At 46.2% G+C, this 12,662-nt stretch carries 14 protein-coding genes; 9 read left to right on the top strand and 5 right to left on the bottom strand.

Features of this window, described 5'->3' with window-relative positions; genetic code table 11:
- The first annotated feature begins 68 nt into the window (after positions 1-68).
- Together MHI12_RS26420 and MHI12_RS26415 are read left to right on the top strand one after the other, a co-directional pair.
- On the top strand, positions 69-476 hold the full coding sequence (locus MHI12_RS26420) for an Rrf2 family transcriptional regulator (protein WP_074096527.1): 408 nt from the start codon (positions 69-71) through the stop codon (positions 474-476).
- A gap of 211 nt (positions 477-687) precedes the next feature.
- Complete coding sequence (locus tag MHI12_RS26415) at positions 688-1,137, top strand: nuclear transport factor 2 family protein (RefSeq protein WP_100529881.1); 450 nt, start codon at positions 688-690, stop codon at positions 1,135-1,137.
- Between the two features lie 202 nt (positions 1,138-1,339).
- Here the strand turns inward: MHI12_RS26415 and MHI12_RS26410 are convergent, their stop codons facing one another.
- Positions 1,340-2,719, bottom strand: coding sequence for an MFS transporter (locus tag MHI12_RS26410; protein ID WP_047841635.1), 1,380 nt, complete (start codon positions 2,717-2,719; stop codon positions 1,340-1,342).
- A 205-nt stretch (positions 2,720-2,924) separates the two neighbouring features.
- Here MHI12_RS26410 and MHI12_RS26405 point away from each other — a divergent pair, with 205 nt between their 5' ends.
- The 5 genes from MHI12_RS26405 (at position 2,925) to MHI12_RS26385 (ending at position 6,829) form a co-directional block, all read left to right on the top strand.
- Positions 2,925-3,248: a helix-turn-helix transcriptional regulator gene (locus MHI12_RS26405; protein ID WP_047841634.1), complete on the top strand. Its 324-nt coding sequence runs from the start codon at positions 2,925-2,927 to the stop codon at positions 3,246-3,248.
- Positions 3,249-3,561: 313 nt separating this feature from the next.
- Positions 3,562-3,750 (top strand): hypothetical protein, encoded by a 189-nt coding sequence (locus tag MHI12_RS26400; protein ID WP_338588603.1) that lies wholly within the window; start codon positions 3,562-3,564, stop codon positions 3,748-3,750.
- An 84-nt stretch (positions 3,751-3,834) separates the two neighbouring features.
- Positions 3,835-4,755, top strand: coding sequence for a helix-turn-helix transcriptional regulator (locus MHI12_RS26395; protein WP_405170757.1), 921 nt, complete (start codon positions 3,835-3,837; stop codon positions 4,753-4,755).
- 28 nt (positions 4,756-4,783) lie between these two features.
- Positions 4,784-5,782 carry a hypothetical protein gene (locus MHI12_RS26390; protein WP_405170756.1) on the top strand — a complete coding sequence of 333 codons (999 nt, stop codon included), beginning with the start codon at positions 4,784-4,786 and terminating at the stop codon, positions 5,780-5,782.
- 24 nt (positions 5,783-5,806) lie between these two features.
- Positions 5,807-6,829, top strand: coding sequence for a hypothetical protein (locus MHI12_RS26385; RefSeq protein WP_405170755.1), 1,023 nt, complete (start codon positions 5,807-5,809; stop codon positions 6,827-6,829).
- 81 nt (positions 6,830-6,910) lie between these two features.
- Here MHI12_RS26385 and MHI12_RS26380 read toward each other — a convergent pair whose 3' ends face one another.
- Positions 6,911-8,485, bottom strand: coding sequence for an FAD-dependent monooxygenase (locus MHI12_RS26380; protein ID WP_405170754.1), 1,575 nt, complete (start codon positions 8,483-8,485; stop codon positions 6,911-6,913).
- A 412-nt stretch (positions 8,486-8,897) separates the two neighbouring features.
- On the opposite strand from MHI12_RS26380, the gene MHI12_RS26375 reads away from it, so the two are divergent.
- Together MHI12_RS26375 and MHI12_RS26370 are read left to right on the top strand one after the other, a co-directional pair.
- Positions 8,898-9,620 (top strand): MarR family transcriptional regulator, encoded by a 723-nt coding sequence (locus MHI12_RS26375; protein WP_405170753.1) that lies wholly within the window; start codon positions 8,898-8,900, stop codon positions 9,618-9,620.
- Between the two features lie 283 nt (positions 9,621-9,903).
- Positions 9,904-10,095 (top strand): Spo0E family sporulation regulatory protein-aspartic acid phosphatase, encoded by a 192-nt coding sequence (locus MHI12_RS26370; protein WP_405170752.1) that lies wholly within the window; start codon positions 9,904-9,906, stop codon positions 10,093-10,095.
- Between the two features lie 45 nt (positions 10,096-10,140).
- Here MHI12_RS26370 and MHI12_RS26365 read toward each other — a convergent pair whose 3' ends face one another.
- The 3 genes from MHI12_RS26365 to MHI12_RS26355 form a co-directional block, all read right to left on the bottom strand.
- Complete coding sequence (locus MHI12_RS26365; protein WP_405170751.1) at positions 10,141-11,019, bottom strand: carbohydrate ABC transporter permease; 879 nt, start codon at positions 11,017-11,019, stop codon at positions 10,141-10,143.
- Positions 11,020-11,053: 34 nt separating this feature from the next.
- The gene (locus MHI12_RS26360; protein WP_145325936.1) at positions 11,054-11,974 is read right to left on the bottom strand and encodes a sugar ABC transporter permease; all 921 of its coding nucleotides are present in this window, start codon (positions 11,972-11,974) and stop codon (positions 11,054-11,056) included.
- Positions 11,975-12,279: 305 nt separating this feature from the next.
- Positions 12,280-12,558 (bottom strand): hypothetical protein, encoded by a 279-nt coding sequence (locus MHI12_RS26355; RefSeq protein WP_341008983.1) that lies wholly within the window; start codon positions 12,556-12,558, stop codon positions 12,280-12,282.
- Positions 12,559-12,662: the final 104 nt, after the last annotated feature.

The raw sequence follows: 12,662 nt of genomic DNA, 5'->3' as shown, positions 1-12,662 counted from the left end.
TGGTTTGACACAGAGCTCAATCAAGTCTATTATGGATAAATTAAATCCGTGTATAATGAGGTGCCCTCATGAAATATTCAAAAGCGACAAATTATGCTTTGCATACGATGCTTCATCTTGTAAGTACTGCCCCTGAACAGCTGGTTAGTGTACACCAACTTGCAGAATTGCAGAAGGTATCACCAACCTATCTGTCCAAAATATTGACCAAATTGGTTAAGGCGGGCATGATCGAATCAACTTCTGGCGCCAATGGGGGTTACCGGCTTAGTCGTAAAAATCCCGATCCTTCTTTCCTGGAGATCATTCATGCGATTGAAGGTCAAGCGTCCCTGTTCGAATGTTCCCAGAATCATAACGCAGGCTGTTTGATCCAGCAGGTGATGGTGCAGGCGGAAGAAGAGATGGAAGGTTTTTTGAGCAATAAAAAAATGTCGGAACTGGCTTCCCAGATGAAGGGTGCACACTCCCTGTAACTTGCACTAGAAGTGAAGCTTCAATCGACGTGGTTAACTCGTCTGCCACATAGGTATATCCAGATCTTTCCCCAACCTCGCGAGAGGTAAGGAAAGATTTTTTGTATCGTTGTACCTAATAGAAGGCGAATGGTACAATAAGGAAGGTATAGTATGCATACATACATGACCTAATCTTACATCACATTTTACATCTCTGGAGGGACAACACATGAGCCAATCAACGATCACAGGACTGGAACAATTGCTCGCGCTGGAAAACATTCGGAATACCAAGGCACGTTATTGCCGCTATATTGATACGAAACAGTGGGATACCTTGGGTGATGTGTTTGCTCCGGATGCAGTGGCCGATTTCAGCACAGAAGGCAATCCAATTCCGGTATTAACAGGCCGTGATACGATCGTACAAGTATTCCGTGATCTGGTGGATGTTGCCGTAACCGTGCATCATGTACATAGCGCCGAAGTTGAATTTGTATCTGAGAACGAAGCAAAGGTCATCTCCCCAATGGAAGATTGGGTCACGTTCCCGGAGGGCAATGAGAACAAATCTTTCCACGGATTTGGGCACTACCACGAGACTTTTGTCAAAATCGACGGTCAGTGGTACATCAAACATACAAGTCTGCAACGTCTTCGTTTGGACCTGTTTGAATAGTATACTCAGTTTAGAAGAATAGAGAAGTTGGTCAACCATAAAATAATAGCCCCGAGGAGCGTGATGAACGCATCCTTGGGGCTTTTTTGTGTTAGTGGAAAAGGGCAGCTGACACATGCATCATGCATAGAAAATAGGTAGAAAAAAAGCCAGGTTCAGAACCCGAGGGTCCCTTCCTGACTTCTTTTGGTTAAATGAGATATTAGATCTGATGACTTGTTTTCGTGACTTTCCGTGACTGCATTCTCAGATACACCTGAGAGAAAATAACGGATGCCAGTGCGACCACAGTCATGCCCCAGAAAATATTGGTGTACGCTGAGGACAGTGGCATGTTTTGCATCGCCGTTAATGCTACGCCGGTAACAGCAACACTGAAAGCACCGCTGAAGAACTGACTGAGTTGGAACAGCCCCATACCTGCGCCCACCTGATCCATGGTCAGATTGCCAGACAATTCATTGGACACGCTGGTGGTTAGGGAAGAGAAGCCTACGCTGAGCAGGACATACACAGCCATAATGGCGTAGATGTTATTGTCTGCAAATAAGGCGAATAATCCGGCAGCAGCAAGTAGCAACCATGGTGCAAATTTCAACAGCAACGTATTGCCATGTCGGTCAATCATGCGGCCGATCCGGTTGGACAGCAGCATAGACACGACTGCACCGGGGAAGATGACAAGCCCGGATTGAGCAGGTGTCAGTCCATATAGATGCGCCAAAATTTGAGGTAACAGGAACAACGTTGAGAAGTTATTAATGTACGATACAATCCCCAGCGAGCTGAGCATCATATATTTTTTGTCTTTGAACAAAGCAGGTTGAACAAATGGATCTGCCGCGCGGCGAATTCGGAGCCAGAACAGAAGCAATGCCGCAGCACCGATAACAAGCGTGTACCACTGACGGGAAGTCAGGAATAACAGCACACCCGTAGTCCCGATGGCGAGAAGCACGGCACCCAGCAGGTCAAATGAACCTTTTTGCGGTGTTTCCCGCGGAAGCAGTTTGAAGAATACAGGAATCAAGAATAACGTTAATCCCGTAACGATAAACAGATCATGCCATCCCAGAAATTGTGTGATACTTCCGCCGATGACGGGACCAAGTCCAAGCCCCAGTGAACTGGCGGACATGATGACAGCCATCGATTTACCCCGGCGATCATGTGGAATGTACCGGGTAATCAGCACAATGGCAAGCCCTGGAACCGATGCAGCACCCGCAGCCTGGATCAGACGTGCAATGAGCAAAATGATGAAATGATTACTGAAGAACCCGAGAACGGATGCCGCACCAAGTAACGTAAGCCCGGTCGTGAATAATGTACGAATAGGTATGAAATCCGATAGACGTGAGAACGTAATCGAGGAAATGGCAAATACAATGGAATACCCTGTAACAATCCATGAGGAAGCGACGGATGTAAGCATAAATTCGGCTGCAATTTTGGGCAGGGCCAGATTAAACATCATTGTATTCATAACAACGAGTACAACGGTGAAGCCAAGCAAGCTTACGATTAATCCTTCCTGTATTCCGGTCCGTTCCCCTGATGATGCGGTTGCGGTGTTGTTCATAAAAACCTCCTAAAGTGATGTGTATTTCGCAACATTTCAGAAACGGTGTGTAACATTTGCAAAATGTAGTATGATGTCAATCCCGTGCCTAACAGCAGGGGTTACAAAACGAAATCATTAAAGTTCGATTGGTGTCGAACATTAGAAATATATCATGGATCTGTGTTAAAATACAATGGATAGTCTGAGAAAAGGGGACTACAGTATGAAAATTTTACATCATCCACAGGTGTCAGATATTGAACTTTCCTCCGTATTGTATGCGTTAAGCGACCCGACCCGTCTTGGGATTGTTGCGGAAGCAGCGAGAAGCGGGGAGCAGCCGTGCAGTCATTTTCATGCACCTGTTGTGAAGTCAACGATGTCGCACCACATTCGGACCCTGCGGGAAGCCGGAGTTATTCGGGTCAGAGTGCAGGGCACACAGCATTTTCTCACCCTGCGATCTGATGATTTGGAAACGCGTTTTCCAGGACTCCTGCAACCGTTATTGCAGGCCGCAGCTCAGACGAGCACAGATCTTTCCTAAATGTTGTCCTTTCTTCAGGTCGAAGAGGGGACATTTTTATTTTCTGAAACTCCTTTCAAAAAATCAACGATTCGGCATCGAGAAGGTTGCGAAAACCTGAAGGAGGAGGAGCGGAGTGTAGGCAAACCTACATGAGCACCGGACTCCGAAGGTGAACGCAAGATTTGATGTCGAGTTCGCTTCGTGGGCTACTTCATGATCAATTGGGGACTTTTTGAACTACCTCTAATACTGCTGCGACATTCTGTGTCGTACCATGCCATATATAATAACGGTGAACACACAAACCATATCGAAAAGAGGTTCACAACCATTGGCAAAAACTAAAAGAGGACGCGTTTTGTGGAGTCTTCCTTCCAGAGGCCGGGGAACATGCCCAGTATGCAGCAGTACCCGAATTAAATTGTTGTATACGCAAACAAAAACAGACGGTACAAGTCTGAAAGTATGCAAGAAATGCTTCAAAGCCGTGCAATCCAGAGTGGATAATGCACACGTATAACATAACTGGCCTGTTCTGCGGAATGGGCCATGTCTTTTGATATAATCGAATATATTAGGAATGGAATGAGATGGGGGCGGGAAGATGAGTAACATGCATCGGATTCACTGGTTTGACGAACAGATTCGGGGTGGACGTTTTCCGAATAGCAGCTGGCTTGCCCGTGAATTTGAAATCTCCCGTCGTCAGGCTCAGCGTGATATTGAATATATGGCAAGTTCCCTGCGAGCCCCTTTGGTGTATATGGCAAAATATCGGGGCTATTGTTATGAGGATCAGACTTTTCGATTGCCCCATTTGTATATGACCGAAGAAGAGCAGCGTGTGCTGAAATATCTGGCGCATCGTTACCGGCATTACGATTATGATCAATCGGACGCGGTGAAACGTGTAGCGCATTTGCTGGAGCGTTTTACGTTGGAGGAACAACAGATGGGAAGTAGTGAGCTCCCAGTTTTTTCGGCGCAACCGAAGCAACTGCAATTCTTTGAATTATTGTCCCATGCCATAACCGACTTGCGCAGAGTACATATTCATTACAGGGATCACGATGGAGAACGGCAGTTTTCCTTGTGTCCATTAAAGATGATATCCCAGTTTAACGCCGATTACGTGGTGGGTTATGAAGCAGATCCTGTGCAGCAAGTGGCGATTCGCTTAGAGGGCATTGTTCATGTATCGATCTTGGATGAGAGATTTGAGTACAGGTCAGACGCCCTCCTAGGCGGATGGGAAGAACCACTGCCTGTGCGTAAACCGTTTGTAGCTAAGATTCGCTTGAAGGAATTGCAGCAAATGGACCTATGGCAAGGGTATCGTATCCAGGCTAGGCACGATCAGATTTATTCAATTGAATTTTATGACACGGATGCTTTCTTACAGCATTTGTTTATTAGTGAATGGGAGGAACTTTTGTCTCCTGGGTGGCTTAGACGCAAGCTTCAGCAAAGCGCAGAAGGATTAATTGACAGGCTCGCGATAAAACGTAAGCAAAACGTGGAATAAACCAGTGTAGAGAGGAGAAGATCCATCCTTGGCTGAGAATATTTTAGAAAACCTCATCATGAAGCGGGAGTCCAGATCGTACGTGGATAGTCTGCATGCGATACTCACCCATACGGGCCAGTTTCAAGGTTCCAAGGTTGTACTTGCCGGATATACGGGTATGGCTTTCAAGCTGTCGGTACATCGCAGACTACTTCCCATGTCGGTTACAGCGTATGGACAATGGGGGGAAGCACATCGTCCCGGAGTCGATAATCTGGGGATATTCACGATCTGGGATGGGGGACGTACACGTCATTCCACGTTTGGTTATTATCAGCAGGATGCAGTGAATTGGGTGAGACGGAGTATTGATGAAGGCACTGGTGTGATTTACTGGATTCCTGAGTTCGGTGTTATTCATGGATATGATGACAGTGACCGCATCTTTTATGTGCAAGACGGATGGAGCAAGGAACCGCAGATTTTGTTGTATGACAATTTCGGTTTAAATTTTACCGGATTTTGGTATTGTCAGGTGTTTGGTGATCAGGTCCGCATTCCTGAACAGCAGATGCTGCTGGAATCCCTGAGACTGGCGATTGAGGATTGGGATATTCCCTATCGTCTGTTACCTGATCAGAATATTGCTTCAGGTAAAAAGGCATATGATGTGTGGGTGGAGGCCCTGCGGAGTAGGGATTTCGATGAATCCGGTGCAGGTTATATTTTGGAATCCTTCTGCCATTCGCGAACCGAAATAAGAATGTATTTGCAGGGTGTTCGAGGGATATGGAACGAACTGGACCAGGCTTGTGCATATTATGAACAGCTTGGGACGTTAATTGACCAAATGAAAGGATATATAGTTCAGCAGGAAAATAGACGTGTCTTGCGATCAGATACGACAGAAGATCTAGCACAGGTACTCGTGAAGGCGAAAGCATTGGAAGAGCAGGCCATTGATTATTTTCGAGTGATATCCAGTAAGTATCCTGACCGTAAAAGGTCCACTATACCACGGTGGGGAGCACATTCCGCGCGATAGGATGAGAGAGGAAGGGAGTGAAGGATGAAGGCGACAAAAGTAGTATTGCAGGACTGGATTCAATCCCCGCAAGCTGTGAATTTTGCTGATGAATATAGATCATGGAGCGGTGTGAGCGCGTATACAGATGCGTTGTTTCGCATTTTATTACATAAACAGTGGACGGTTTTCCCACACCACATGATTGCAGGTATGACAGCAAGTGCATTCCGATTAGTGGTGGATCGGCGTCTGACGTCAGAATCAATTTCGACATACAACTGGATGGCAGAGAACTTTGTCGCAGCAGACTTCATTGGTGTGACAACGGGACAACATGGTGGATTTTCATTTGAACCGACTTTTCCGCTCTATCAGAAGCAGGCTCTGCTGGATATCAAAGCTTCCATTGACCGGGACGTAGGTGCGATTCTCTGGCACGATCAATTTGTCATTGTTACTGGATATGATGATGCGGAACGGGTGTTATTCATCTGTGAAAGTAAAGGTAATGAAATCATTCGTCTGCCCTATGATTCGTTTGGGAGGAACAGTACACCCTACTGGTATTATCAGGTTCTGGAAGCCTGTGCACCTATCGATTTATGGGAAGTCTGCAAGGAATCGTTAATTCAGGCCGTGTACAAATGGGAAACCCATGACTATATGCTGCCGCCCCAAGATTATGCCTGTGGAGCGGCTGCGTATGACGCTATTGCTGCTGTTTTGCAGTCAGGAACATATGACGCAGAACAAGTGGCAACTGTACTTCGCTATTATGCCAAATCAAGATTGGATATTGCCTCTTATGTTGCAGGACTTAAGCATCTGTCCATTCAAATGGACCAGGTCATAAACGAGTATGAGCTACTCGCAAACCTGTACACAATGATCATTGAGGAAATAGACAACTCCATCTCTTGGGATTCGAGAGAACCGGAATGTGTGCAAAGGGTAATTGAGCTTATAGGGGAGGCAGGGGCTACGGAACAACGTGCCATTGATGCCATTAAACGTGCCTTTCCAGAGACGATAGGCAATCGTTTTAAGGATGTTGGATTAAGATAAATATAATAAGTAGTTATCTGATGTGATACCGCAGGCCGAAGTTCCATTTGATGCTAGAAGCGCAGTTTCAATATTTCTCACTTAAGTTGGCGGGGTAACCATGCTGACCGCATTCTCAAATTCCGCCTGCCAGTCGCCCTTGATGATGCTGCCGATGTAACCATCGGGTCGAATCAGTACCAGCGTGTCGCTGTGAATGCCATAGATTTCGGTCAGTTTTTTGGTGGTATCGTTGATAACATTCTGTTCGGCTTCATTGCCGGTACTAACGATGTATCTGTGCAATTCGACACCGCTGGTTGGCCAGATCAACTCTGGGAGAATATGAGCAGTATTGGCTCCAAAGGCAAGCAATGTGAATTGTGGTCCACGAAGGATCTCAAATAGTCGTCTTACACCGCCTGGGCCGATGCATGGAGCATCAGGTGCTCGATCTCCGACCTGAAGTGACTTAGTCGCTGCTGCATGCTCAGAGCTAAGTGGACCACCATGATACGATAGTGCGAGCTGTCGTTCTTCGTCACCGCGTTTGAGACTGGCGAGACGTTTATTATCGAGCTTGGCGTACAACTCGCTGGATTTTCCAAGAACGCGTGCGGCAACAGGTTGACGTTCAGCTTCATAGGTGTCAAGCAGGCGATCGGGTGCGCCAGCAATGACCTGACCTATCTTCCAGCCGAGGTTGTAAGCGTCCTGTACACCGGTATTGAGTCCTTGCGCACCGGCTGGGGTATGGACGTGGGCTGCGTCGCCTGCAAGGAAGACACGGCCCGACCGATAATGCTCAGCAAGTCGTACGTTGGGACGGAATACGGAACTCCAGGTAATGTCGTAGAGTCGTAAACCAGTGAGCTTGTAGAACTGAGCGGCAAGTACAGCCTCGTCCAGATCCGGGTTCTCGTCTGCTCCCAACCTGATCATGACCTGAAACTGGTCGGAGTGTGGCAATGGGCATGCTCCTACAAATTTACCTTTTGTGCGGGGCCACATATGCCAACGATTGCGAGACAAGCCATTGACTGTGCCATCAATGATAAGCATAGGATCTGATTCGTTGGTCTCTCCAACAAATCGAATACCTGTACCTTTACGAACGGTGCTGGAACCCCCGTCTGCCCCCACCAGATATCTGCTGCGAATCTTTTCCCCTGAAGAGAGCGTCACCGTCACCCCATCGGCATCCTGTTCAAAAGAATCTACCGCGTTGTTAAATTCAATATTCAGCCCCTGACGTGCGAGTAGGCGGTGCAGGATGGCATCCGTGCGGTGTTGAGCCAGCAGAAGAATATTCGGATAGGGCACATCTGGTGTAGTTTTATTTCGCTGCTGCATGCGCCACGGCACAGTGATCGGACCTAGATGGATACCTGCGAGCGGGTAAGAACTTCCCTCTGTGTGAGCATCACTCAGCACGCCTAGATCTTCAAAAACCTCCTGGGTTCGCGGCTGTACTCCCTTGGCACGAGAACCCTTAAAGGCATGTGGAGCCTTTTCAACCAGCCGGACACGAAGACCGCGGCGCAAAAGATCTGCTGTTAATGTAGATCCGGTCGGGCCAGCTCCTGCAACCAATACGTCGATATCGTAATCTTCCCTCGATGGACTCACACTCGGTTGTTGCTTCTCTTGAGATGGATAGGATCGTAAATCTGTCATTTGTAATGTTCCTCTCTGAATTATATAAATTGAACTAAAGATTATTTACACAGGCACTACGATGACAGAACAACCTTCCAATCGCTGTTATCCCCAGATTTTTTCGATTCCCTTTCTTAAGGAGAAATCCGGTGATAAAGGCGAACGCTTCGCTTTTTCAGGTTTTTTCTGTCCTCTTCGTTATCGTGTAAATGATTAGTTCAACTTATATGGCTATGAAATAAATTTCTGTTTCTCATCACTAACGGACTATGACGTCCACAACTTATTGTTTCTAAGAAACAATAAGTTTCCTCGCAACAATAGTAGTTTAAATTCTGTTCTTTTGTCAATATTGTTTCCTAGGAAACTTTAATTGTGGACCTGTCCTTGATATACTGAGATGAAGTTCATTAGTGTTGGAGGAAAAAGGATGATTAAGCCATCAAACGATCACAATAAAGAGCACTTGATCAATGAAGTGCTGGAAGCTGTGAAAGACATACAGATTAAATTCCAAGCGGAAGATGACGAAGAGAAGGAATGGTTGCTCCTGAACAGCCCTAATCCGGAAGTTCAAGAGTTAGTTCAAGAAATGACGGTTACCATGCTGCATGTGCTGGATGCCATTGGAACACTTGAGCCTGTAAATGGCATAACCATCTCAAAGCAATTCGGCTTTTCCAAAGGCACGGTTTCCAAAATCACCAAAAGGCTGGTACAGAAAAATATCATCTTGCCTGAATATCTGCCGGATAATAAAAAAGAAGTATTGTTTCGCATGACAGAACTGGGTCAAGACATCTATCGTTTACATCAAGCCATGCATCAACAAATTGATCTTGGTGCGAATCGTTTTTTGCAACGATATACCGAAGATGAATTGCAGTTCTTAGTGCATGCTCTCCGTGACACCGCGCATACCTCCTGGTTTCATTCGGAAAAAGACGATCCATCCATGGTTACTAGTGAAGGGGGCTCATATTCCGATGAAGCTTCAAACGATAACGATAATGATAATGAGAATACGGAAGCAGTGACCATTAACGAGGAAATGAATGAAATTATGGGGATGCTTCATACGCTGAATTCCCGTGATCTGAAGAAGGCCAAGGCCGTTCTTGAGGATGTTTTTTTTACAAAATATGAGGATTAGCGTAGAGGTAAGCTGTTGAGTCTGCTTATATTCATCTCGGCATGTGAAGTTGTTTTGGAAAAAAATAAACGCTATAAAACCGGACAGGCCGCAGCCGATCCGGTTTATTTGTATTGAACATATATGCACATCAACTTATGTGATCCACGCTAATCATAACTTTTACAAGAAAAAATAACCAAAATTTTAATTTTGGGGTAATCCAAATCCCCTCTTGTTCCGAATATTATATTAGATGGTCTTTTTTGGATGATGATATTCAAGGACAACAGGGGGCGGGAGTATGGTACATAATCCGGAAACCATTCAGGAATGTATCGAACATGCACGGCAAAGGCTCTACCAGATTGCAGCTCAATACCCGGAACTATGGCATCCGGAGGTTATTCGCCAATCCATGGTGCTGGATGAGTTAATTAATGAATATAACAACGCAACTCGCGGGAGAACAATCGCGAATCAACTGAAATCATGATCTTTCTGAACAAAGAATTCCAAGAAGGGATTTAGTGTGTTTGCCTTATTCTTTTACCGCCCCGAGCACAATCCCCTTTACGAAGAAACGCTGCAAGAACGGATATACGAGCAGAATCGGCAGAGCACCAATAAAGATCTGAGCTGCGTTAACCGTACGCTGAGACATGTTCTGAAGCTGTGTTGCATCCACGTTCATATTAGAGAAATCCTGCTGAACGATAATGGTCTGCATTAACGTGGCGAGTGGATATTTGGAAGCATCATTCATATAGATTAGCCCATCGAACCAGGAATTCCATTGACCTACCATGGTGAATAAAGAGATCGTGGCAATGGCGGGCATGGATACAGGCAGATAGATTTTGAACAGAGTTGTGATATGGTTGGCTCCATCGATAAATGCGGCTTCTTCCAGCTCTTTTGGCACGTTACGGAAGAAGTTCATCATGAGAATCAGGTTCCAAACAGCCACCGCTCCTGGCAAAATCAAAGCCCACATCGTATTAATCAGTCCAAGCTTCTGGATCAAAATATAGGACGGAATCAATCCCCCGCTGAACAGCATCGTGAAGATAAAAAACCACGCATATAACGACCGCCCCCTGAAATGCAGACTCTCCTTGGATAATGGATAAGCCGTCAGGAAAACAAGTGTCATACTGAGCAGTGTGCCAAGAACGGTACGTTGAACTGAAATCCAAAGCGCGCTGAGAAAGTTACTGTTACCAAATGTTTTGGTATAGGCGTCCACCGTAAAATCAATCGGCCAAAGTGTCACCAGATTGGCGGATGCTGCCGCTTTACCACTGAAGGAAACCGCCAGAATATGGACCAGCGGCAGGATGCACAGGATCGAAACGGCCGCGATGAATATCAGGTTGAAGCCATTGAATATACGGTACCCGGTTGTTTTGTGATACACCTTGATTCCTCCTTAATGCGTTATGCTAACCCTTTTAGAAAATACGATAATTGGCGATTTTGTACGCCATCCGGTACGCAGAGATGACCAAGAACATCGCGACAAATGATTTGAATAGTCCAACGGCGGTCGCAAAGCTCATTTTGCCATTCAGAATCCCCATCCGGTAGACAAAGGTATCGATAATATCGCCCTTCTCATATACCAAGGGATTGTACAGGTTAAAGATCTGGTCAAAGCCTGCATTCAGGATATTGCCCAGCGATAACGTACCTACCACGATAATCATCGGCACGAGTGCAGGCAGGGTAATATGTAATGTCTGTCTGAGACGTGTTGCCCCGTCCACCTCCGAAGCTTCATACAATGCTGGGTTAATGCCCGCAAGTGCTGCCAGAAATACAATTGTCCCGAATCCAAACTCCTTCCACACATCACTGACAACCACCGTTACACGGAACCAGTCGCCATCTCCCAGAAAAAAGATCGGTTCAACGCCAGCCGCGGCTAACACCTGGTTTACCAGCCCACCTTCCGGTGATAACATATCGAGCAGAATACCGCCCAATACAACCCAGGACAGGAAATGGGGCAGATACACCAAGGTCTGTGAGAAACGTTTGAACGTAGAGTTCCGAACCTCGTTTAGCAAAATGGCGAACACCACGGGGGCTAGAAGTCCGGCCACAATTTTCATTGAAGCGATCAGTACCGTATTCCAGATGACCTGAACGCTGTCGGGATATTCGAACATGAACCGGAAGTTGTCCCAGCCGACCCATTTGGAGCCAGTGAACCCCAGCCACGGTTTGAAGTCTTGAAAAGCAATAATAATGCCGCCCATGGGCACATAGGCGAACAGCAAAGTGAGCAGTACAGCAGGCAGCAGCATCAGATGCAGCGGCCACGTGCGTTTGAAATTCCAGCGGGTACGTTTGCGTGGATGGGGTTTCATTTTTCGCACCGACGTATTTGTTGTTAACGGTTGTTCCATAGCCATCAGGGTCCCTCCTTTATCTCGTCCAGCCCCGACAACATGAGGCGAGAAAGCCTCTGCACAGAGTGGAGCAACTGAATTATAGCAACGGAAAAGGGCGGACTATAGAACAACATTTCAATGCGGATGTTGAAATATTAACTTGTTGATGGAAACAGCAAAAAGGAGCATCCGACTCGAAAGTCCAATGCCCCTGTCTTCAGGTTAGCTCCTGCCATATGCTGTCTGCGTCCAATATGCCCTTCGTGCTGAACGTACCTATATCATTTCACAATGGAGCCATCATACTGCGTATCAACGGTACGGACCGCTGACTGCACCTCAGACACAAGACGTTCCCGTTCTTCATAGTGGGGTGCTTCCTCTTCCTCAAAATCAAACTGAATCGCTCGAACGCTGCCATGATATAAAGTTAATTCATGAAGCTGTAACTCAAACAGGAACGAAGCATCAAATGTCATCCCATCCCGATCCCGATAACAATACATCGTGGAGATATCTTCCTCTTCAATATGCAAAATACCTTGTTCTGTCAGTTGCATCACAGAGCCCCCTCACGAAATGTTGATTTCACTCCCAGTATAAGGGGATTTCAGATCGCAGGAAAGACGGAGAACATAAAATCATATAGAAATGTAAGGGTTTT

The organism is Paenibacillus sp. FSL H8-0280 (genome assembly GCF_045040665.1).
In the GTDB taxonomy this organism is placed as follows: domain Bacteria; phylum Bacillota; class Bacilli; order Paenibacillales; family Paenibacillaceae; genus Paenibacillus; species Paenibacillus xylanexedens_A.
Note: the sequence above shows the minus strand (reverse complement) of the source record. Positions and strands in the feature narration are given on the sequence as shown.